The sequence below is a fragment of the Streptomyces griseus subsp. griseus genome (assembly GCF_003610995.1).
GTDB lineage: Bacteria > Actinomycetota > Actinomycetes > Streptomycetales > Streptomycetaceae > Streptomyces.
The window spans coordinates 6,410,282-6,430,628 of the sequence record NZ_CP032543.1 but is presented as its reverse complement, the minus strand read 5'-3'; the positions used below and the strand labels follow the sequence as shown (position 1 = coordinate 6,430,628).

Sequence of the window (20,347 nt, the reverse complement as noted above, 5' to 3'; positions counted from 1 at the left end):
CATGGCCGTCCTCGACCGTCCGTCCCCGCCCCTCCCCGCTCTCCCACTACGCTTGTCGCCCGTGACGACCACCGATCCGCACTACGCCGCGTACATCGCCGGGCTCCCCAAGGTTCTGGCCGGAGCCGCGTGCCTCTTCCGCGACGCCGAAGGCCGGGTCCTCCTCGTGGAGCCCAACTACCGCAAGGGCTGGGCGCTGCCCGGCGGGACGGTCGAGTCGCAGACGGGCGAAGGCCCTCGGCAGGGCGCCCGGCGCGAGACGGTGGAGGAGATCGGACTCGACATCGCACCGGGCCGGCTGCTCGCCGTCGACTGGACGCGGGGTGCCGGCCGACCTCCGATCGTGGCGTACCTGTACGACGGCGGGGTGCTCACCCCGGAGCAGCTCGCGGCGATCCGGCTCCAGGAGGAGGAGCTGCTCTCCTGGAAGCTGGTCGACCGAAACGATCTGTCCGTCCATCTGCTCGGCCAGTTGGACGGGCGGGTGCGGGCGGCCCTGGACGTGCTGGAGTCCGGAGCGGGCACGGTGGAGCTGGAGGACGGGAAGCCGGTCGTGGAGGGGGTGTAGAGGGTGTCGGGGGCGTCAGCCCTGCTGTGCTTGCGGCTTGATCTCCACGTCCCGCACCGGCTCCTCGCGCTCGACGGCCCGCGCCTCGGTGCGGTGGCCGCGGGCGATGTAGTCGCGCACCACGAGTTCCACCGCGTCCTGCGGGCTGCCCACGCCCGCGAGGACCATGACTTCGACGACTGGTTCGGCGTCCAGACTGACGCTCACCTTGGCCATGGCGGGACTGTACCCACGGTGGCCGAGGCGTGCGAGGTCTTCGAGGCGGTCGGCTCGACGCTCCAGGTTCGGCCCGCCGCCTCGCTCGCCGGGATCGCGGTCGAGCACGGGGCGCGGCTGATCGTGGTGAACGCGGGGCCGACCCCGTGCGACGCACTCGCCGACGAGGTCGTCCGGGAGCCGACCGGGACCGCCCTGCCCCGGCTGCTGACGGGACCGGCTACGAGCTGACCTGCGGCCTCAGCCGTCCAGCCCCGCCCGGACCCGGCGCGAGGGCTGGAACACGTACAGGTCCAGGATGTCCGGCGCGTCCGCGAGTCCCGGGCCTCCGGCCGTCGCCCAGGTGATCACGTCCTGCTCGGCGTGCTCGTCGTTGACCAGGCCCAGCCAGACCGGGCGGCCCCCGGCGCGGCGGCCGTCGGACGAGGGCTGGACGACGATCACGTTGCCCTGCTCGCAGGCGTCCAGGCACTCGACGGCCCGTACGGTGGCGGCGCCCTCCAGTCCGGCGCGGAGCCGGGCGAGCTGGGCGGCGTGGTCGACGCCCGGGATCTTCTCCGTGCCGCAGCAGCAGCCCCGGCAGACGCTCACGGTGGGCCGGGGAACGCCCTGGGCGGGCACGTCCTTGCGGGGGCGGCGGCTCATGCGGGCACTTCCGGTCGGCGGGGTGGTGGACGGCGAGGGGGCCAGCAGGCCCCGTCAAGGCCATCGACGCTGGTCAGCGTGGTCACCGCGACTCTACCCAGCCCCCGCCGGTTCGAACATCCGCCCCCTCCCCCGCCCGATGGGTCCGCCCGGTGGGGTCCGCCCGGTGCGGTAGTCTTGGTGGCTGCGAAGGGGAGTAGCCCCGCAAACCGGTCGTCGACACACTGGAGCCTTCGGGTTCCCGGTGGCCGGGCTCGTGGAACTTTGATCGGGTTCATCCCACGGGCGGGCGAGACCTTCGGTCCTGTATGACACGCCCACGCCCTGTGGGCGCTGCCGTCATGCCGGGCCGAGTGGTCCTCCGAAAAGCCCGAGCGGCGCTTCGCGAAGATCCGGGGCCCGGCTCGCACAGAAAGCCACCCGGAATGCACCTCGACCCTCTGGCGATCATCACCGCCTTCGGGCTGATCTTCCTCGCGGAGCTCCCCGACAAGACGATGTTCGCGTCGCTGGCCATGGGCACGCGGATGCGCCCGCTCTACGTGTGGTTCGGCACGTCGTCCGCGTTCATCGTGCATGTCGCCATCGCCGTGGGCGCGGGCAGCCTGATCGGGATGCTGCCCGACTGGACCGTGAAGCTCGTCTCGGCCTCGCTCTTCGCCTTCGGCGCGTTCATCCTGCTGCGCGGCAGCGGCGGGGACGACGATGACGACGCCGAGGTGAAGACCGTGACCGGCTTCTGGCCGGTCTACTCGACCGCGTTCATGGCGGTCTTCATCAGCGAGTGGGGCGACCTGACCCAGATCACCACCGCCAACCTGGCGGCGAGCAACGGCACCTGGTCCACCGCGATCGGTTCGGCCGCCGCCCTGATGTCCGTCTCGGCCCTGGCGCTGCTGGCGGGGAAGTTCATCGCCAAGCGCGTGCCGCTGAAGACCGTGCAGCGCATCGGCGGGATCTGCATGCTGGGTCTGGCGATCTGGACGGCCGTGGAGATCTTCACCGGCTGAGACGGGCGCTCGCGAGCGAAGGAGGGGCGTACCGGGCCGGTGCGCCCCTTCCCGCGTCCGGAGTTCAGAACAGCGCCTGCACCCCGTCCTGCCGCACGCCCCCGCTCTCGAAGGCCAGCAGCCGCTGCTTGCGGTCCAGGCCGCCGCCGTATCCGGTGAGGCCGCCCGAGGCGCCGATGACCCGGTGGCACGGGACGATGATGGAGACCGGGTTCTTGCCGTTGGCCAGGCCGACCGCCCGGGAGGCGCCCGGCTTGCCGAGTTCCCCGGCCAGTTCGCCGTACGTGCGCGTCTCGCCGTACGGGATCTTCAGCAGCTCCGCCCAGACGCTCCGCTGGAACGGGGTGCCGTGCAGGGCGAGCGGCACGTCGAAGGTGGTGAGCTCGCCCGCGAAGTACGCCGTGAGCTGGCGGATGACCTCCGGGAAGGGTTCCGGGTCGGGGGCGCCGAAGGTCTCCTCGGGTGGGCGGTGGCGCTGGTCGGTCATGTAGACGGCGCTCAGGACGCCGTCGGTGGCGACGAGCGTCAGCGGGCCGTAGGGGCTGTCGACGACCGTGTGCTGCTTGGCGGACATGGGAGCTTCCTTCGTCAGGCGGGCAGGTGGTTGACGGGGTGGTCGTCCACGGTCCAGAGGTACTGGACGGCGTACGCGCGCCAGGGGCGCCAGTCGGCGGCCCGGGCGGTGAGGGCGGCGGGGGTGACCGGGAGGCCGAGCCGCCCGGCCGCGCGGCGGATACCGAGGTCGGTGGGGAGGAAGGCGTCGGGGTCGCCGAGAGCCCGCATGGCGATGGCCTCGACGGTCCAGGGGCCGAAGCCGGGGAGCGCGGAGAGTTCGGTGCGCGCCCGCTCCCAGTCGGTGTCGGTGCCCAGGCGGAGCGTCCCGTCGGCGAGGGCGGCGACCAGGGTGGTGAGCGTGGTGCGGCGGGTCCGGGGCAGGGCCAGGGACTCCGGGTCCAGCCCCGCCAGGGCCTGCGGGGTCGGGAAGAGATGGGTAAGCCCGCCCTCGGGGTCCTCGACCTCCACCCCGTGGGCGGTGACCAGGCGGGCCGCGTGGGTGCGGGCGGCGGCGGTGGAGACCTGCTGGCCCAGGACCGCGCGGACGGCGAACTCGGCGCCGTCCACCGTACGCGGCACCCGGCGGCCGGGCCCCGCGTCGACCAGCGGGGCGAGCAGCGGATCGGTGCGCAGCTGTGCGTCCACGGCGACCGGGTCCGCGTCCAGGTCGAGGAGCCAGCGGCAGCGGCTGATCGCCTGGGTGAGGTCGCGGGGGTCGGTGAGGGAGAGCCGGCAGGCGATGTGGTCGGGCTGCGGGGTGAGGGCGACGGTGCCGTGCCCGTACGGGAGGGTGAGCGTGCGGCGGTAGGCGCCGTCCCGCCACTCCTCGACGCCGGGGACGGCGGTCGCGGCGAGGTGGCCGAAGAGGTTGCTGGGGTTGAGCGGGACCCGGTACGGAAGGCGGAGCGCGATCACGCCGGGGGTGGCGGGGGCGAGGGGGCCGCGGGCGGCCCGGGTGCGCAGCTCGCCGGGGGCCAGGGCGAAGACCTCGCGGACGGTCTCGTTGAAGGTGCGGATGGAGGAGAACCCGGCGGCGAACGCCACCTCCGCCAAGGGCAGGGTGGTGGTCTCGATGAGGACGCGGGCGGTCTGGGCCCGTTGGGCGCGGGCCAGGGCGAGCGGGCCCGCGCCGAGCTCGGCCAGCAGCTGGCGTTCGATCTGGCGGGCGGAGTAGCCGAGGCGGGCGGCCAGGCCGGTCACGCCCTCCCGGTCGACGACGCCGTCCCTGATGAGCCGCATGGCGCGGGCCACCGAGTCGGCCCGGGCGTTCCACTCGGGGGAACCGGGGCTGGTGTCGGGGCGGCACCGTTTGCAGGCCCGGAATCCGGCCTGCTGGCAGGCGGCGGCGCTCGGGTAGAAGGTCATGTTGCGGACCTTGGGCGGCACGACGGGGCAGCTGGGGCGGCAGTAGATCCGGGTGGTGAGGACCGCGGTGAAGAACCAGCCGTCGAAGCGGGCGTCCTTGGATCGGACGGCCCGCACGCAGCGCTCGGTGTCGGTGTGCATGGTTCCAGGATGGGCCACCGGTCAGGGGCCTGGCTGGCGGGAATCCGACATGGGCCTCGGGGCCCGCAGCCCTCGCCCCCGGGGGTCAGCCGCGCATCGCGAGGACTTCCTCGAACTCCACGTACGCGTGCGCGTCGAAGAGCACGAACCGCACCTCCTGGACCGGCGCCACCGTCTCCGCGAGCACCGTGCGCACGGCGATCCGCGCGCCGTCGTCCATCGGCCAGCCGTAGATGCCCGTCGACACCGCCGGGAAGGCGATGCTCCTCGCCCCCAACTGGGCGGCCAGGCGCAGCGATTCGCGGTAGCAGGAGGCCAGCAGCGCGGAGCGGTCCTGGGCCCCGGAGAAGACGGGGCCGACCGTGTGGATCACCCAGCGGGCCGACAGCCGTCCGGCGGTGGTGGCGACGGCCCGTCCGGTGGCCAGGCCCTTGCCGTACTGCGAGGCGCGCAGCTCCCGGCAGGCGGCGAGGATCTCGGGGCCGCCGCGCCGGTGGATGGCGCCGTCGACGCCACCGCCGCCGAGGAGCGATGAGTTCGCGGCGTTGACGATGACGTCGGCGGACTGGTCGGTGATATCCCCTCGGACCAGGCGGATCGCGGGGGTGACGGAGGTGCTCATGCGGACATCATGCCGCGCTCGGGGCGCCCGTGCCGCCCGCTCGGAGGGACCGGGTCCGGTCACTCCCGCGCGCCCGGGCCGCCGGCTCGGAGTGATCCGGTCCGGTCATCCGGAGGGCACCGGTCCGGCCGGGCGTGGCGGGCCGTCGCCGTGCGGTGACGCGCGGCTCCCCGCTGCCGCTCGGCCGCCCGCCCGGCGGGCAGAATGTCCCGGTAGATCAACATTCCCCGCGCTGTCGGCGGTGGCTACCCAGGGGAGGGGCGCGCCCGTGTCCTCGTACGATGCGTCCACCGGCGGCCGACGGCCCGGCTCCACGTTCCTCTCCCGGCGGCGGGCCCGGCGCGAGCAGCTCGCCCGGTTGCGGGACAACGAGTCGACGCTGCTGGACCGGCTGTACGGAACGGAGTTCGAGGGGTACGCCTTCCCCGATCCGCACGACGTGGACGAGCGCACCGCCGTCGCCTGTATGCGGTTCGCGCTGCGCCACGGGCGGGAGCTGTTCCTCGCCGGGGCGGAGACCCGGGCCATCGAGTCGGCGGTCGTCGCGGTCACCGCGCGCTGGGGCATGGACCATATGACGGTCGACGTCACCTCGCGGACGATCCAGGCCCAGTACGCGCCACCGGGCGCCCGGCCGCTGACGATGATGATGGAGACGGGCTCGGAGGACAGCCGGGACCTGCGGCAGCTGGACGATCTGAGCGCGCTGACGCACCGGGTGCTGGACGAGGGGCTGCAACCGCTGGCCGCCGAGGGTGAGCTGACCCGCATCATCTCGCTGAAGGGCTACTGGCCCTGGTGGACGAAGGTGCTGGGCGGGGCGCTGCTGGCGGCGATGCTCTGTGTGCTGGCGTCGGGGACCCCGCAGGCGGCGGTGGTCTCCACGGTGGTGTTCCTGGTGGGCAACCGGTTCGGCTGGGCGCTGTCGACCAGCGGACTGCCCTCGTTCTACGTCACCGGGCTCCAGACGGCCGCCGTCATCGGGCTGACGATGCTGCTGGCCGACGCGGATGCGCTGACCGGGGGCGAGGCGGCGAGCGTGGCCGCGGCCAACATGGTGCTGCTGTTGCCGATCCTGTCGGTGGTGAGCCTCGCGGAGGACGCCATCTCGGGGTTCCGGGCGATGGCGGCCGGGCGGCTGATCAGCGTGGGGATGTTCCTGGCGTCGATGGCCGGCGGCGTCTACCTGGTCGGGTTCCTGCTGCGGGACGCCGATGTGGATGCCCGTAACACGGCCTTCCGTGCCCTGCCGTTGGTGCTCTCCCTGGTGACCTCGGCGGTCGGGGCGCTCGGCAACGCCATCTTCATGGGCGGCCCGCCGCGCCTGCTGCCGTGGGCGATGGGGGCGGGCGTGCTGGCCGGGCTGGTCAACGGCGTGCTGCACCAGGAGCTGGGGCAGCCGACGCCGCCGGCGGTTTTGGGGGCGGCGGCGGTGCTCGGCGCGGCGGCCGGTGCGGTGGCGCCGGTCCTGCGGATTCCGTCGCGCTCGCTGGTGGTGCCCGGTATCGCGGGGGCGCTGCTGCCCGGCCCGGATGTGTACCGCAGCCTGCTCCAGTACGGGCTGCATGTGCCGGGGGCGGGCGGTTACGCGGTGCTGGCGTTCGTCACGACGGCCGCGATCGGGGTCGGCACCGTGCTCGGCAACCACATCGGCGGTGCGGCGCAGCGGCGTTGGGCTCCAACGGCCGGCACCGGCTGATCCGGCGTCTGCTGATTCACCCGTCCGAGGTTCAGCGTCTGGGGTTCAGGACGCGCGCAGTTGCCGCCATACGGCCTTGGCGGCGTGGTGGCCGGACATGCCGTGCACACCGGGGCCGGGCGGGGTGGCGGAGGAGCAGAGGAAGACGGCGGGGTGCGCGGTGGCGTACGGGACACGGGCGAGCTTGGGGCGGATCAGGGTCTGGAGGCCCGAGAAGGCTCCGCAGGCGATGTCGCCGCCGATGTAGTTGGCGTTGCGCTCGGCGAGCTGGGGCGGGCCGGAGACGGCGCGGGCGAGGACGAGGTCGCGGAACCCAGGGGCGAAGCGGTCCAGTTGGCGTTCGATGACATCGGTGGCGTCGCCCTCCCAGCCGGCCGGGACGTGTCCGTACACCCAGAAGACATGGCGCCCTTCGGGGGCGCGCGTGGGGTCGGTGAGGCTGGGCTGGGCGGTGATGAGGAAGGGGACGGAGGGGTCTCGGCCCTCGACGGCGGCCTTGAGCGCGGTGTCGATGGTGCGGGCGTCGGGGCCGATGTGGACGGTGCCGGCGCGGCGGGCGGCCTCGGCGGTCCAGGGGACGGGGCCAGAGAGCGCGTAGTCGATCTTGAAGGCGGAGGCGCCGTAGCGGTAGTGGCTGTAGGCGGAGCCGAGGCCGGCGATGCGGGCGAGCGCGGAGGGTGAGGTGTCGAAGATGTAGGCGCGGGCGGGCGGGAGTTCGTCCAGCCGCTTGACCTCGCTGCCGGTGCGGATGGTGCCGCCCTGTTCGCGGAGGTGGGAGGCGAGGGCGTCGGAGATGGCCTGCGACCCGCCGCGCGGCACCGGCCAGCCGTTCTCGTGGGCGGCGAGCGCGAAGACGAGGGCGATCGCCGAGGTGGCGAAGCCGCTGGTGGGAGCTATGGCGTGGGCGGCGAGCCCGGCGAAGAGGCCGCGGGCCTTCTCGCCCTGGAAGCACCGGGAGACCCAGGTGGCGGGCTGGAGGCCGAGCAGGCCGAAGCGGGCCAGCCGGTACGGGTCGCGGGGCAGCCCGTCCCAGGGGGCGCGCAGGAAGTCGGCGGCCAGGGTGTCCCAGCGGCCGGCGAAGGGGGCGATCAGGCGGCGGTAGGCGCCCGCGTCGGCGGGGCCCAGCGTCATCGCGCTCTCGCCGACGGAGCGGGTGAGGGCGGCGGCGGTACCGTCGGGGAAGGGGTGGGCGAGGTCGACCTCGGGGTGGAGCCACTCGAGGCCGTGCCGGGCCAGAGGCATCGCGCGGAACGCGGGCGAGCCGATGCCGAGCGGGTGCACGGCGGAGCAGGGGTCGTGCCGGAACCCCGGCAGCGTCAGCTCCTCGGTGCGAGCGCCGCCGCCGACGGTGTCGTGCGCCTCGTGGACCTCCACCGCGAAGCCCCTGCGGGCCAGTTCGGCCGCGGCCGTCAGCCCGTTGGGCCCGGCCCCCACGACCACCGCATCAAGCATCGACGGCACCTTGGGACTCCTTCGTCGGCCGGCAGGCGGAGACCCAGGATATTCGGGCGCACCGACAGCGCGGACGCGGGGACCCGGCCCGGGGCGGGCCGGGCGGGTCAGCCGCCCGCGCGCAGGGCGGCCAGGACGAGCTGGGCGGTGGCCTTGTCACGGGCCGCCGTGAACGGCAGGTCGTTGCCGCCCGCGATCCGGTACGGGACGCCGGACAGGGTCGACTCGGCGCCGCCCGCCTCGGTGACCAGGAGGAGACCCGCAGCGTGGTCCCAGGCGAGCTCCCAGTTGAAGGCGACGGCGTCCAGGGCGCCGCGCGCGACGGCGAGGTACTCCAGCCCGGCCGAGCCGCAGGGCCGGGCGGCGATGCCTTCGGTGCGCAGGCCGAGGAGGGCGCGCTTCTGCGCCTCGGTGGTGTAGTCGGGGTGCGACATGGCCACGTCCAGTACGTCGCCGGGGGCGGGCGCGCCGGAGCGTATCGGCGTGCCGTTCAGGGTGGCGCCCCGGCCGCGTACGGCGACGGCCATCTGGTCCAGGACCGGTGCGTAGGTCCAGGAGGCGTGGACCTCGCCGTGGTGGGCGAGGGCGACCAGGGTGCAGAAGCCCCTCTCGCCCCGGACGAACTGGCGGGTGCCGTCGACCGGGTCGACGATCCAGACGGGGGCGTCACCGCCGAGGGCGTCGTAGACCGCCGGGTCGGCGTGCACGGACTCCTCGCCGACGACGACCGAGCCGGGCAGCAACTCGGTGAGGGCGGCGGTGAGGTACTCCTCGGCCAGCCGGTCGGCCGCGGTGACCAGGTCGTGCGGACCGCTCTTCTCGATGATCTCGTGGGCGGCGAGCTTCCGGTGCCGGGGCATGATCTCGGCCGCGGCCGCGGCGCGCACGGCCGCCTCGACCTCGGCCGGCGGTCCGGTGCGCCCGGCGGTCCCGTACAGGAAGTCATCGATCATGGCTCCAGCTAAGCACGGTCCGCCGCGCCCCCATCCCCCGGGTGAACCCGGACATCTACGACTCACGGTCAGATGCCGGACAGGAACCGCAAAGTCCGATCCGGAACAAAGACTGCGTCAATTCCTCGGCTTATTCTCGACAGCCGCTTATAAATCTGCTGCGTGACAAGTGGAGTCCCTGCGGTTAGTGTTGGCCTGGATTCGGGGCCAGAGCTCACGCATTGGGTTGCCCCGCACGTTCTTGAGCGGCCACCGGGCCGGAACGCGCAACCAGGGGGAAAACTGTGTCGCAGCCAATCACCGCCTCACCCCGCCGGGACCAGGCGGACCTCCCTGACGCGACATCGCGCCGCGCACCGGTTCCGGCCGCCCTGCCGCCGCGCACGGGCCCCGGACCCACTGTTCCCACGGATGTCACAGAGCTTTAACGTGCACACCGAGCCCCGGCATCAGATGTCCGCGACAGTGGAACCGACCACGGAGCGGAAGCGTCTTGCACAGGAACTCGCATTCCTCCGCAGGCGATCTACGCGCCGGTAATAACTGCCGAGAGTAAACGCGTTCCGTTGAAATGCGCTGCGGCATTCTCGCAGCAATACAGTCATGCGCCCGCAGGGCGTGACATCCCCCTTTTCCCGCCGCCCGGAACCACATCGGGAGTGAACTCCACCTGGCGGGGAAGGCGCGCCCCCGAACACATGGTTCACCACATTCACAACATGCCGAACGACAACGCGGCATCCGCCGTCGCTGTTGGAGCACGAGGGGTTCTGGTATGGCAGAGAAGGGCAGACGCGGACTGCTGGTCCTGCACTCGTCACCTTTGATACGCAAGGCGATCCTCGATCTCTTCGACGGAGATCCGGGCATCACCGTCGTGGGCGGCTGTCCGCATCCGGCCACCGCCGGCAGCCTCCCCAGGAAGCGGCCGGATGTCGCACTGGTGGAGTACGAGCAGTGGCAGGTGGTACGCGGCGACGTGGCGTACTGGAGCGACACCCGGGTGATCCTCTACAGCAGGGACAACACGCCCCGCAGCGTGGTGGACTGCATCAGGGGCGGCGCCGCCGGCTTCGTGCACGAGTCGTGCCCGCCCGAGTCCATCGTCAAGGGGCTGCACGACGTCCTGAGCGGGCGCAGCTTCTGGCACCTGGGGACCGACGAACCCGAACGCCCGCCGGTGGCGGTGCGCGCCGACACGGGCAGGCAGTGGAAGCTCAGTGGACGGGAGGAGGAGATCCTCGGACTCTTACTGCGCCGGCGCTCGAACGAGGAGATCGCCCACGAGCTGTGCCTCACCCAGCAGACCGTCAAGAACTACGCGAGCCGGGTCTTCCACAAGGTGGGCGTGTCCGGACGCAAGGAGCTGTTCAGGATGCTGAGGCCCTGCGCATGACCGCCCAGGAGACGGCGGCCGCTACGCCGGAGAGCCCCCTGCTGGTGGAGCGGCACGGGCGGGTGGTCACCCTCACCCTCAACCGGCCGCGTCGCCGCAATGCGATGTCCACCCTGATGCTCACTCAGCTCTCCCAGACTTTAGATCAGTTGACCGCGCGGGGCGAGGGGGCGCCGGGCGCCCTGGTGCTCACCGGGGCCGACGGGACCTTCTCCAGCGGCGCCGACACCCGCGAGCCCGACTGGCGGGACCTGTCGCGCCGCGCGGTGCGGCGGGGCCATTTCCGTACCGTGTTCGCGGCGTTGCACGAGGCACCGTTCCCCGTGGTGGCGGCCGTCGAGGGGTACGCGCTCGGTGGCGGGCTCGAACTGGCCCTGGCCTGCGACCTGGTGGTGGCCGGCGAGGGTGCCCAGTTCGGCCTCCCGGAGCTGGGGGTGGGGGCCGTCCCCGGCGGCGGCGCGGTCCACTCGCTGGTGCGCCGGGCCGGCCGTGGCGTGGCCGCGAGAATGCTGCTGATCCCCGGGGAGCGCGTCCGGGCGGACGAGCTCGCCCGGCTGGGCGCGGTGGAGCGCACGGTGCCCGACGGCGGGGCGCTCGCCGAGGCGCGGGCGCTGGCGGCCGCCGTGGCCGAAGGAGATCCGGCGCTGCTGGAGGCGGGGGTCCGGCTGCTGCGGGACTCCGGACACCTGGACCGTACGGCGGCGCTCGGCGTCGAGAACGGCTACTGGTGGCAGGCAGCGTCCGCCGCTAGTGTTGTTGATCAGATTCAGTAATCAGTGAATAAGCTGTGCGTGCCGTACCGGCAGGCGCCGGCGCAAGAGGAGAGAGCAGAAGAGACGTGACCCCTCTCATCGAATGTACTGATGTCACCAAGAAGTTCGGTGACTTCACCGCGCTGAGCCGACTGAACCTGACGGTCCCTCCGGGTGTGGTCTACGGATATCTCGGCCCCAACGGAGCAGGCAAGAGCACCACCATCCGGATGCTCATGGGCCTCTCCCGGCCCACGTCGGGCCAGGTCCGGGTGCTGGGCCAGGACCCGACCACCCCCGAGGTCCGGCGGCGCATCGGCTATCTGCCCGGCGAACTGCGGCTGGACGAGCGGCTGACCATCGAACAGACCCTGACCTCCTGGGGGCGGCTGCGCGGGCTGGCCGACACGGCCTACCGGGACGAGCTGGTCCAGCGGTTCGGCGTCGACCCGTCCCGGCAGGTGCGCGGGCTCTCCACCGGAAACCGCCGCAAGGTCGGCCTGGTCGGCGCCTTCATGGCCCGGCCCGAGCTGCTGATCCTCGACGAACCGACCAACGGACTCGACCCGTTGATGCAGCAGGTGTTCCTCGCCACCGTCGAGGAGGCCCGGGACAACGGGCAGAGCGTGCTGCTCTCCTCGCACATCCTCTCCGAGGTGGAGCGGGTCGCGGACCTGGTCGCGGTGTTGCAGGGCGGCAGGCTCGCCGCCTCGGGGCCCACGCAGGAGCTGCGCCGCCAGGCCGCGCAGCGCTTCCACATCATCTTCGCCGAGGGCGAGGAGGTGCCGCTCGCCGGGCTCGCCGCCCTGGAGGGGCCTCGGGTGTGGAGCGGCGGCAGGCGGAGGGCCAGGAGGTCTCGCTGGCGTGGGCCGGCTCGCCCGACGCGCTGCTGAGGTTCCTGGCGGGCCATCGGATCACGACGCTGACCGCGCCCGAACCGGACCTGGAGGAGGCGTTCCTGGAGTACTACCAGAAGGACGTCCCCGGCAGTCGGAGCGCCGCCACCGAGGAGCCCTCCCCGGCCGTCGGCCCGGTGCGGTAGCGAACGTCGCCCGGTGGTGTCCGGCCCGCCCGGCACCGACCGGCCCGCGACGGGTCTCAGTGATCAAGGCCGTCCCGCGGGCCGGCCGGAAGGGAAACACATGTCATCGCCCAGCTCGGAGATCTTCCGGCGCGGAGTACAGATCCAGAAACGCACCCTGATCGCCTGGTCGGCCGCGCTGGTCCTGCTCGCACTCTCCGTCGTCGGTGCCTGGCCCTCGATGGAGAGCTCCGGCGCCCTGGAGGACTTCTCCTCCGGCCTCTCGCCGGAGCTGGCCACGGCGTTCGGGATCGACCAGATCAGCAGCGCAAGCGGCTACCTCAAGGGGAACCTGTACGCGGTCCTGCTGCCGCTGCTCCTCGGCCTGATGGCCGTGACCGCCACCGCCGCCCTGACCGGCGGCGACGAGGAGGCCGGGCGGCTCGAACTGCTGCTCGCGCTGCCCGTCGCGCGCCGTCAGGTCTTCCTGGTCCGCTTCCTCTGCGTGGCCTTCGGTCTGGCCCTGACCAGCGTCCTGGTCTGGCTGTCGGTGTACGGCTCGGTCGTCTCCTTCGACATGGACGTCTCCGGCGGCGGAGTGGCCGCGGTGACGCTGACCGTCGCCCTGCTGGCCGTGCTGCACGCGGGCATCGCGTACGCCGTCGTCGGGTTCGGCCTCGGGCGCGGCACCGCGCTGGGCGTGGCGGCGGGGGTGCTCGTCCTGGGCTATCTGCTGCACGGCATCGCGCCGATGTCCGACGCCTTGGAGCCGCTGGCGAACATCTCTCCCTGGAAGTGGGCGCTGGGCAGCGATCCGCTGGTCAACGGTGTCCCCTGGGGTGGGGTCGGGCTGCTGGTGGCCGTCACGGTCGTGGTCGTCGCCGCCGGTACGTACGCCGTCGACCGGCGCGACATCAAGAACGCCTGAACCGCGCGGTCCCGCAGCGGCCCGGCCCCTCTCCCCGTGGAGGTGCCGGGCCGCTGTCGTGTGTACCTCGGGGCGTTGACGTAACCGGCCAAAAATCGAGTACCGGCAGTCACCGAAAATGGCGTGCATGGGTACTTGACGGCCATATCGAGGCTCATGTAAGGGCAGCTAGCTTCGATCCATGGACAGCAGCCGATCCCATCCCCCGGACCCTTCCGACCCCATCGTGCTGACCGGCATCGGGTGCGTGCTGCCCGGCACTCCCGACGCCGATGCGTTCTGGAACCACCTCTCGACCGGCAACTCGCAGGTGAGCCGGTTGGAGAGGCCCGCGTTCGCCGCCGCCGGGCTGCCCGTCCACGCGGCCGCGCAGCTGGGCGGGTTCGACACCGCGAGCCGGCTGCCGGACCTCAACCCGGCGCACGCCGCGAAGTACAGCCGCGACATCCTGGCCACCATGGCCGCCGTCGGTGACGCGCTGAAGGACGCCGGGATCGCCCGTGGCCAGATCGCGCCGGAGCGCCTGAGCATCGTCCAGTCGTCCTCCCGCGGCCCCCTGTCGTGGTGGGCCGAGACCATCACGGCGGACCCCGCGCAGGACCCGTACGGAGGCAAGGCCACGGCCATGTTCCGCGGGCTCGCCGGGTGCCCGGCCACCCTCGCCGCCATCGACGTCGGCGCGAGCGGCCTGGTCACCACCGTCAGCAGCGCCTGCGTGGGCGGCCACCACGCGATCGGCCTCGCCCTGCGCGAGCTGCGCTCCGGCAGCGCCGACGTGGTCCTGGCCGGGGGGCACGAGTTCCCGATCGTCCCCGAGGTCGCCCGCTGCTATCTGGCGCTCGGTGACGGGGTGCTCTCCCCGGAGAGCGCAGATCCGGCCACCGCCGTCCGCCCCTACGACCGCGACCGGCGCGGATTCGCCCTCGGCGAGGGCGCCATGACGCTCTGCCTGGAGCGGGAGTCCTCCGCCAGGGAGCGCGGGGCACGGATCTACGCCCGGATCCTGGGCCACCGCGCCCTCAACGAGGCCAACCACGCCACCAGCATGGACCTGGTCGGTGACGTCACCGCCTCGGTCGTCGCGGGCGTCCTGGACGACGCCGGACGCAAGCCCGAGGAGATCGGCTACGTCTGCGGCCACGGCACCGCCACCCGGTACAACGACATCGCCGAGAGCCGGGCGCTGCGCCGCCTGCTGCCGCGCCACGACGACGCCGACCTCCCGCCGCACGGCTCCAACAAGCCGATCTACGGCCACACGTTCGGCATGGCCGGGATCATCAACGTCGCCGCCACCTCGCTGATGCTCCACCACCAGCGGCTGGCCCCGACCGCCAACCACCGCACACCGGACCCCGAGTGCGACTACGACCATGTGGCCGAGGGGCCGCGCGACGCCGAGATCGACCTCGCGGTCTCGCTGTCCTTCGCCTTCGGCTCGCAGACCTCCGTCATGGCCCTGGAGCACGCATGACCACAGCCCCCGAACGCCCCTCCGCCACCGCTCCCTATCTGGCCTCCGGCCCCGACGAGCTGGTGCGCCGCTTCGTCCACGAGGGCGACCACGTGCACGCGGCGGCAACGATGTCGCGGCCCAACGCCCTGCTGAACGCGGTGTGCCGGGCCTTCGCCGGAACGCACAGCATGACCGTCTCCACCACCGCCGTGCACTCCAGCGCCCACGCGCTCGCCCTCTCCGGTGCCGTACGGAAGGTGATCACGGGCTTCGTCGGCGACACCTTCCCCTCGCCCCGCCCCAACCGCCTCTACCGCGAACTCGCCGAAGGCAGGCCGTTCGAGGTGGAGATGTGGTCGCTGCTCAGCTACACCCAGCGGCTGATGGCCGCCGCGCTCGGCCAGCCCTTCGCCACCACCGGCTCGATGCTCGCCGAGACCGACCTCCGGCACGGCAAGGAGGGCAGCCTCCACCTGGTGCCCCACCCGCGGGACCCGGAGCGCTCCGTCACCCTGCTCACCCCGCTGCGCCCGCGCTTCACCCTCTTCCACGGCGTCTGCGCCGACCGGCGCGGCAACGTGGTGGCCGTCCCGCCGCTGGGCGAGGGCGCCTGGGCCGCGTACGCCGCCACCGAAGGGGTCCTGGCCTCGGTAGAGGCGATCGTCCACGACGAGGTGATCGCGGCGATGCCGGACCGGGTGGTGATCCCGGCGGCCCGGGTGCTGGGGCTGTGCGAGGCGCCGCTGGGCGCCCACCCGCAGTCGCTGCGTACGGGCGGACTCGCCGGTGTCGAGGGCTACTTGGACGACTACGGCTTCCTCACCGACATCGTCACCGCCTGCAAGGACCCGGAGACGGCGGCCGCCTGGTACGAGGAGTGGGTCGGCGGGGTGGAGAGCCACGCCGAGTACGTCGAGCGGCTGGGCGAGGAGCGCCGCGCCACTCTGGTCTTCCCCGCTCCCCCGGCCGCTCCCCGGCCCCGGCCGACGGGTCCGGCGCCCCCACCGAGCAGGAGCAGCTGATCGTCCTCGGCGCCCGCGCGGTCGCCGATCTCGTCCGGGAGCGCGGCTACGACACGCTGCTCGCCGGGATCGGCACCTCGCACATGTCGGCGTGGCTGGCGGCCCGGCTGCTGGCGGCCGACGGCATCCAGGTGCAGGTGGCCGCCGAACTGGGGCTCCAGTCGATGGACCCCGAGCCCGGCGACGTCTTCCTCTTCAGCCAGCGGCACGCCGAGCGCTCGCAGATGCTGGCGGGCGTCGCGGAGACGCTGGGCGGCGCGGTCGCCGCCAACCCCCGCTGCCTGGGTGTGCTGTCGGCGGCGGAGATCGACCCGGACGCCAACATCAACACGACGCTGCTGCCCGACGGCCGCTGGATCACCGGCTCCGGCGGGGCCAACGACATCGCCTCGTCGGTGGACTGCGTGGTGGTCGCGGTCGCCTCGGCCCGCCGTTACGTGCCCCGGCTGACCCATCTGACCAGCCCGGGCCTGAACGTCCGCGACGTGGTCAGCCAGTTCGGCCGCTTCACCCGTACGGGAGCGGGCGACCCCTTCGAGCTGACGAGCTGGCTGCCGCCGGTGCCGGGCCGGGGGCGCGCCGCACAGGACCTGCCCGACGCGCCGGAAGCGGCCATACGCGACCTCACCGGCTGGTCCGCGGGCGTCAGCGGGTTCCTGACCGACGAGAAGGCCGTCACCACCGAAGAGCTCACGCTCCTGCGCACCATGGACCCGGAAGGCTGCTACAGATGACCAGTACCACCACGGGCACCGTCCCCGACCCGGCGACGGCCCACCTCCGCCCCCTGCCTCCCACCGCGATCGCCCCCGTACGGCTCGCCGGGATCGGCCACTACTTCCCCGGCGAGCCGGTCACCAACGCCCACTTCGAGCAGATCGAGGCGCTGGGCATCGACGACGCCTGGATCCGCGAGAACACCGGGATCGTCAGCCGCCACTGGCCGGCCGACGAGAAGGAGCGCGCGGTGGAGATGGCGGCCAAGGCGGTGGACGACGCGCTGAGCGCCGCCGGCCTCGGCCCGGACGACATCGACCTCGTCATCGGTACGACCTCCACCACCCGGCCGCGTACCAACCCCTCCAGCGCGACCAACAACTACATGGACATCTCGCTGCCGCTCCAGAAGCAGGTCGGGCTGCGCCACGCCACCTGCTTCGACGTCACCTCGGTGGCCTGCGCAGGCTTCATGTACGGCACCGCCACCGCCGCCGCGATGCTCCCGGCCCTGGGGATGCGCAACGCGCTGGTCGTCTGCGCGGAGAACCCGCGCCCGATCCTGAACTTCAACTACCGCTACTCGGCGCTGTTCGGGGCGGGGGCCGCCGCGGCGGTCTGGTCGGCGGACACGCAGGAGCGCGGGCTGCTGGATGTGGCGCTGCACGCGGACGGCTCGTACTTCGACGCCTTCGACATCGACGAGAACGACAAGATGCTGATGCGCGGCCGGGAGGTCGGCGCGGTCGGCCCGAAGCTCCTCTCGCACGTGGGTCAGGAGATCCTGGAGCGCAACGGGCTGACGGTGGACGACGTCGACTGGTTCGTCCCGCACCAGGGGAACCTGAACATGATCAACCAGGTGTGCCGGACCCTGGACATCCCGCGCGAGAAGCTCCTCACCAACATCCAGGAGCGCGGCAACACCTCCAGCGTCTCCATCCCCAGCTGCCTCTCCGAGAACCTCCGCTCCGGGAAGATCCGCTCCGGCGACCTCGTCGCGACGATCGGCATCGGCCGCGGCTTCAGCTGGGGCGCGATGCTCCTGCGGATCCCGTGAGCCCTGGCGATCCCTCATCCGCCGGGAGACCCCCGGTTCCACCGCTGAGTACGGGAAGACGAGAGATGCACGACGAGACCTCCCTGTGGCGCGAGAGCGGTCTGCGCCTGTCCGGATTCGGGCACTACTACCCACGCCTCCTGATCGAGAACGAGAGCGGCGACGACCCGGCGGGCAACGCCGTGGACGAGGCCGTCATCGGACGGCTGGACGTACGCAGCCGGCATGTGGCGGACGAGGAGGAGACCCCGGCGTACATGGGGGTCCGCGCCGCCCGTGCCGCGATGGAGCAGGCGGGCATCGGCGCCGACGAGGTGGACCTGCTGGTCTTCAGCAACTGGACGGACCGCCAGTTCGTCCCCGAGTGGGGCCCGCACACCGCGCACCTGCTGGGCGCGGACCGGGCGCTCGCCTTCGATGTGTGCGGTGCCTGTACGGGGTTCGTCCACGGGGTCCAGACGGCGGCGGCGCTCTTCGGGGCGCACGCCACATGGCGCCATGCGCTGGTCGTCTCCAGTGAGCGGTTCTCGCGCCGGGTGCGCCCCGGCAGCAAGGGCGAGCTGATCGTGGGAGACGCCGCCGGTGCGGCGGTGCTGTCGCGGGGCGCCGGACCGGGCGCGGGGCTCTGGGACTCGCTGCTGATCAGCGACGGCTCCGGCCGCGAGACGGTCACGGTCTACCCGCCCAACGGGTGGATCAAGAGCAGCCGCGAGCTGGTCACCATCGCGGCCGACTCCCATGCCGACCTGGCGACCCGGATGCTGGCCCGCTCGGGCACCAAGATGGACGAGATCGACTGGGTGGTCCCGCACCCCGGGACGGGCCAGCTGCACACGGCCGTACGGGAGCGCCTGGACATCCCGGAGGAGCGCTTCATCACCAACTACGAGACGCGCGCCAACACCGGCAGCGCCTCGGTGCCGATCGTGCTCTCCGAGATGTCACGGGACGGCCGGCTGAAGTCCGGGGACCTCTGCTACACGCCCACGGTGGGCTCGGGCTGGTACTACGGGGGGCTGCTCTTCCGTGTCTGATTCCTCGCTGGGTAAGGGCGTTCGCGGCACCGCCCTGGTCACCGGCGGCAGCCGGGGCCTCGGCGCGGCGATCGCCCGCCATCTCGCCGGCGTCGGCTGGCACACCGTGATCTGCGGGCGCGACCCGGAGAGCCTGGACGCGGCCGTCAAGGCGGCGGCCGACGACGGGCTCGCCCTGCACGCCGTACAGGCGGACGTCACCGACGAGCGTTCGGTGGCCGCCCTCTTCGAGCGGCTGGCGGAGGACGCCCCGCCGCTCGGGCTCTGCGTCAACAACGCGGGCAACAACTTCTCCCGCCGCCTGGTGAGCGTCAAGGAGCGGCCCGACGGCCCGCCGCTGCTCACCCCGCACCCGCTGGAGGACTTCGAGCGGGTGGTGACGTCCCTGCTCACCGGCACCTTCCTCGTCGGCCGCCATGCGGCGCAGGCGATGCTGGCCGCCGGTACGCCCGGGGCCATCGTCAACATCTCCTCCACCGTCCGCCACGGCGCGTACGGGCAGTCCGCCTACTGCGCGGCCAAGTCCGGGGTGGAGGCGCTGACCCGCACCTGGGCGGTGGAACTGGGCGAGTACGGCATCCGGGTCAGCGCGGTCGCGCCCGGCGTCATCGACGGCGAGGCGCTGCGACGGCGTTCGGCGGCGAGCGAGCGGCACGCGGCCTACATGGCCGACTTGCAGCGCCATGTGCCGCTGCGCCGCTGGTGCGACGAGAGGGACGTGGCGGAGGCCGTCGCCTTCGCCGCCGACAACCCCTCGGTGACCGGCACCGTGCTGGAGGTCGACGGGGGCGGACTGCCAGCCCGCGTCCCGCCCCCGGCCGGCCGGACCACCGGAGCGAGCAGGAAAGCCGCGCGCGCGGACCTCCCCGAGAAAGCGGAGAACACAGCATGACCAGCGGCTTCTCGCCCACCCTGCTCGAAGGCAGGACCACCTTTCTGACCGGCGCCAGCAGCGGGATCGGCGCCGTCCTGGCGACGATGCTCGCCGCCCACGGCTCGCGAGTGGCGCTGATGGCCCGCAGCGAGAAGGAGCTGCGGCTGCTGGCCGAGCGGATCGAGGCGGACGGCGGGCGGGCGGTGGCCGTCCCCGGCGACCTCACCGACGCCGGCAGTGTCCGCGCCGCCGTCCGCGAGGCCGAGGAGCAGCTCGGCCCGATCGACCGGCTGGTGCACTGCGCGGGCGAGGCCCGCAACCAGGCGTTCCTCTGCGACCAGGACGAGGAGCAGTGGATGGCCACCCTCGACATCAACCTGCTGGGGGCCTTCCGGGTCGCCCGTGCGGTGGTGCCGGGGATGATGGAGCGCCGCGAGGGCAACATCGTGATGGTCTCCTCCATCGCCGGGAAGCGCGGTCTGCCCGCCAACACCTCCTACTGCGCTTCGAAGTTCGGCCTGAACGGGATGACCCAGGCGCTCGCCTCCGAGCTGGGCGCCTTCGGTGTGCGGGTCAACGCGGTCTGCCCGGGGCTCACCGACAGCCCGGCCGCCACCGACGGCGGGCGGTACGGCGACGCCTTCATGGCCGCCATCGCCAAGCACCACGGCCCGCCGGACCTGACCTGGGAGCGGTACCTCAAGCGGGCGGTCAACTCCACGATCCTGCGCCGGCTGGTGCGCCCCGAGGAGATCGCGGCCCAGGTGCTGTTCCTGCTCTCCGACCTCTCCGGCGGGATGACCGGGCAGGCCGTCAACGTGGACGCGGGGGCTCTGTGAGCGAGCAGTGGACCCCCGGACC

The 20,347-nt window shown here is 72.8% G+C and carries 22 protein-coding genes and 1 pseudogene; 16 read left to right on the top strand and 7 right to left on the bottom strand.

The features are described from left to right. Nucleotides 1-61 precede the first annotated feature (61 nt). Nucleotides 62-568: an NUDIX domain-containing protein gene (locus D6270_RS28875; protein WP_109162758.1), complete on the top strand. Its 507-nt coding sequence runs from the start codon at nt 62-64 to the stop codon at nt 566-568. Between the two features lie 15 nt (nt 569-583). On the opposite strand, the gene D6270_RS28870 is transcribed toward D6270_RS28875, so the two are convergent. Continuing rightward, nucleotides 584-784, bottom strand: coding sequence for a DUF2191 domain-containing protein (locus D6270_RS28870; RefSeq protein WP_109162759.1), 201 nt, complete (start codon nt 782-784; stop codon nt 584-586). 18 nt (nt 785-802) lie between these two features. On the opposite strand from D6270_RS28870, the pseudogene D6270_RS28865 reads away from it, so the two are divergent. After that, a pseudogene (locus tag D6270_RS28865) lies at nt 803-1,015 on the top strand (NAD-dependent deacetylase); the annotation flags it as partial. Between the two features lie 9 nt (nt 1,016-1,024). Here D6270_RS28865 and D6270_RS28860 read toward each other — a convergent pair. After that, a complete protein-coding gene (locus tag D6270_RS28860) occupies nt 1,025-1,429 on the bottom strand; it encodes a (2Fe-2S) ferredoxin domain-containing protein (protein WP_109162761.1) in 405 nt (134 codons plus the stop codon). 425 nt (nt 1,430-1,854) lie between these two features. Between D6270_RS28860 and D6270_RS28855 the strand changes: the two genes are divergently transcribed. Then, the gene (locus tag D6270_RS28855; protein ID WP_109162762.1) at nt 1,855-2,439 is read left to right on the top strand and encodes a TMEM165/GDT1 family protein; all 585 of its coding nucleotides are present in this window, start codon (nt 1,855-1,857) and stop codon (nt 2,437-2,439) included. 64 nt (nt 2,440-2,503) lie between these two features. Here the strand turns inward: D6270_RS28855 and D6270_RS28850 are convergent, their stop codons facing one another. The 3 genes from D6270_RS28850 to D6270_RS28840 all read right to left on the bottom strand — a co-directional run bounded on the left by D6270_RS28850 (nt 2,504) and on the right by D6270_RS28840 (nt 5,122). After that, the gene (locus D6270_RS28850) at nt 2,504-3,013 is read right to left on the bottom strand and encodes a methylated-DNA--[protein]-cysteine S-methyltransferase (protein ID WP_109162763.1); all 510 of its coding nucleotides are present in this window, start codon (nt 3,011-3,013) and stop codon (nt 2,504-2,506) included. A gap of 14 nt (nt 3,014-3,027) precedes the next feature. Then, nucleotides 3,028-4,500, bottom strand: coding sequence for an AlkA N-terminal domain-containing protein (locus D6270_RS28845; RefSeq protein WP_109162764.1), 1,473 nt, complete (start codon nt 4,498-4,500; stop codon nt 3,028-3,030). 85 nt (nt 4,501-4,585) lie between these two features. Then, nucleotides 4,586-5,122: an O-acetyl-ADP-ribose deacetylase gene (locus D6270_RS28840; RefSeq protein WP_109162765.1), complete on the bottom strand. Its 537-nt coding sequence runs from the start codon at nt 5,120-5,122 to the stop codon at nt 4,586-4,588. A 268-nt stretch (nt 5,123-5,390) separates the two neighbouring features. Here D6270_RS28840 and D6270_RS28835 point away from each other — a divergent pair, with 268 nt between their 5' ends. Beyond that, nucleotides 5,391-6,821: a threonine/serine exporter family protein gene (locus D6270_RS28835; RefSeq protein ID WP_225976979.1), complete on the top strand. Its 1,431-nt coding sequence runs from the start codon at nt 5,391-5,393 to the stop codon at nt 6,819-6,821. Between the two features lie 45 nt (nt 6,822-6,866). On the opposite strand, the gene D6270_RS28830 is transcribed toward D6270_RS28835, so the two are convergent. Both D6270_RS28830 and D6270_RS28825 read right to left on the bottom strand, forming a co-directional pair. Next, complete coding sequence (locus D6270_RS28830; protein ID WP_109162766.1) at nt 6,867-8,282, bottom strand: phytoene desaturase family protein; 1,416 nt, start codon at nt 8,280-8,282, stop codon at nt 6,867-6,869. Between the two features lie 98 nt (nt 8,283-8,380). After that, entirely contained in the window at nt 8,381-9,226 is an 846-nt protein-coding gene (locus D6270_RS28825) for an inositol monophosphatase family protein (RefSeq protein ID WP_109162767.1), read from the bottom strand. Nucleotides 9,227-10,001: 775 nt separating this feature from the next. On the opposite strand from D6270_RS28825, the gene D6270_RS28820 reads away from it, so the two are divergent. From D6270_RS28820 to D6270_RS28775, 12 genes are all read left to right on the top strand, one after another. After that, nucleotides 10,002-10,622, top strand: coding sequence for a response regulator transcription factor (locus D6270_RS28820; RefSeq protein ID WP_109162768.1), 621 nt, complete (start codon nt 10,002-10,004; stop codon nt 10,620-10,622). Beyond that, nucleotides 10,619-11,395 carry an enoyl-CoA hydratase/isomerase family protein gene (locus tag D6270_RS28815; protein ID WP_109162769.1) on the top strand — a complete coding sequence of 259 codons (777 nt, stop codon included), beginning with the start codon at nt 10,619-10,621 and terminating at the stop codon, nt 11,393-11,395. The genes D6270_RS28820 and D6270_RS28815 overlap by 4 nt, the downstream gene beginning before the upstream one ends. A 65-nt stretch (nt 11,396-11,460) precedes the next feature. Next, the gene (locus D6270_RS28810; RefSeq protein ID WP_225976978.1) at nt 11,461-12,267 is read left to right on the top strand and encodes an ABC transporter ATP-binding protein; all 807 of its coding nucleotides are present in this window, start codon (nt 11,461-11,463) and stop codon (nt 12,265-12,267) included. Beyond that, on the top strand, nt 12,198-12,416 hold the full coding sequence (locus tag D6270_RS33435; RefSeq protein ID WP_225976977.1) for a hypothetical protein: 219 nt from the start codon (nt 12,198-12,200) through the stop codon (nt 12,414-12,416). Before D6270_RS28810 ends, D6270_RS33435 begins: the two co-directional genes overlap by 70 nt. Nucleotides 12,417-12,516: 100 nt before the next feature. Next, nucleotides 12,517-13,323, top strand: coding sequence for an efflux permease Rv1217c-related protein (locus D6270_RS28805; protein ID WP_109162771.1), 807 nt, complete (start codon nt 12,517-12,519; stop codon nt 13,321-13,323). A 181-nt stretch (nt 13,324-13,504) separates the two neighbouring features. After that, complete coding sequence (locus tag D6270_RS28800; protein WP_109162772.1) at nt 13,505-14,797, top strand: beta-ketoacyl-[acyl-carrier-protein] synthase family protein; 1,293 nt, start codon at nt 13,505-13,507, stop codon at nt 14,795-14,797. Further along, nucleotides 14,794-15,801: a CoA-transferase gene (locus D6270_RS33430; RefSeq protein WP_225976976.1), complete on the top strand. Its 1,008-nt coding sequence runs from the start codon at nt 14,794-14,796 to the stop codon at nt 15,799-15,801. The genes D6270_RS28800 and D6270_RS33430 overlap by 4 nt, the downstream gene beginning before the upstream one ends. A gap of 83 nt (nt 15,802-15,884) precedes the next feature. Then, the gene (locus D6270_RS33425) at nt 15,885-16,535 is read left to right on the top strand and encodes a hypothetical protein (protein ID WP_225976975.1); all 651 of its coding nucleotides are present in this window, start codon (nt 15,885-15,887) and stop codon (nt 16,533-16,535) included. After that, nucleotides 16,532-17,578, top strand: coding sequence for a ketoacyl-ACP synthase III (locus D6270_RS28790; RefSeq protein WP_109162774.1), 1,047 nt, complete (start codon nt 16,532-16,534; stop codon nt 17,576-17,578). Before D6270_RS33425 ends, D6270_RS28790 begins: the two co-directional genes overlap by 4 nt. Nucleotides 17,579-17,643: 65 nt before the next feature. Continuing rightward, nucleotides 17,644-18,612: a ketoacyl-ACP synthase III gene (locus D6270_RS28785; RefSeq protein ID WP_109162775.1), complete on the top strand. Its 969-nt coding sequence runs from the start codon at nt 17,644-17,646 to the stop codon at nt 18,610-18,612. Continuing rightward, nucleotides 18,605-19,504 (top strand): SDR family NAD(P)-dependent oxidoreductase, encoded by a 900-nt coding sequence (locus D6270_RS28780; RefSeq protein WP_109162776.1) that lies wholly within the window; start codon nt 18,605-18,607, stop codon nt 19,502-19,504. The genes D6270_RS28785 and D6270_RS28780 overlap by 8 nt, the downstream gene beginning before the upstream one ends. Next, nucleotides 19,501-20,325 (top strand): SDR family NAD(P)-dependent oxidoreductase, encoded by an 825-nt coding sequence (locus tag D6270_RS28775; protein WP_109162777.1) that lies wholly within the window; start codon nt 19,501-19,503, stop codon nt 20,323-20,325. The genes D6270_RS28780 and D6270_RS28775 overlap by 4 nt, the downstream gene beginning before the upstream one ends. Nucleotides 20,326-20,347 lie beyond the last annotated feature (22 nt).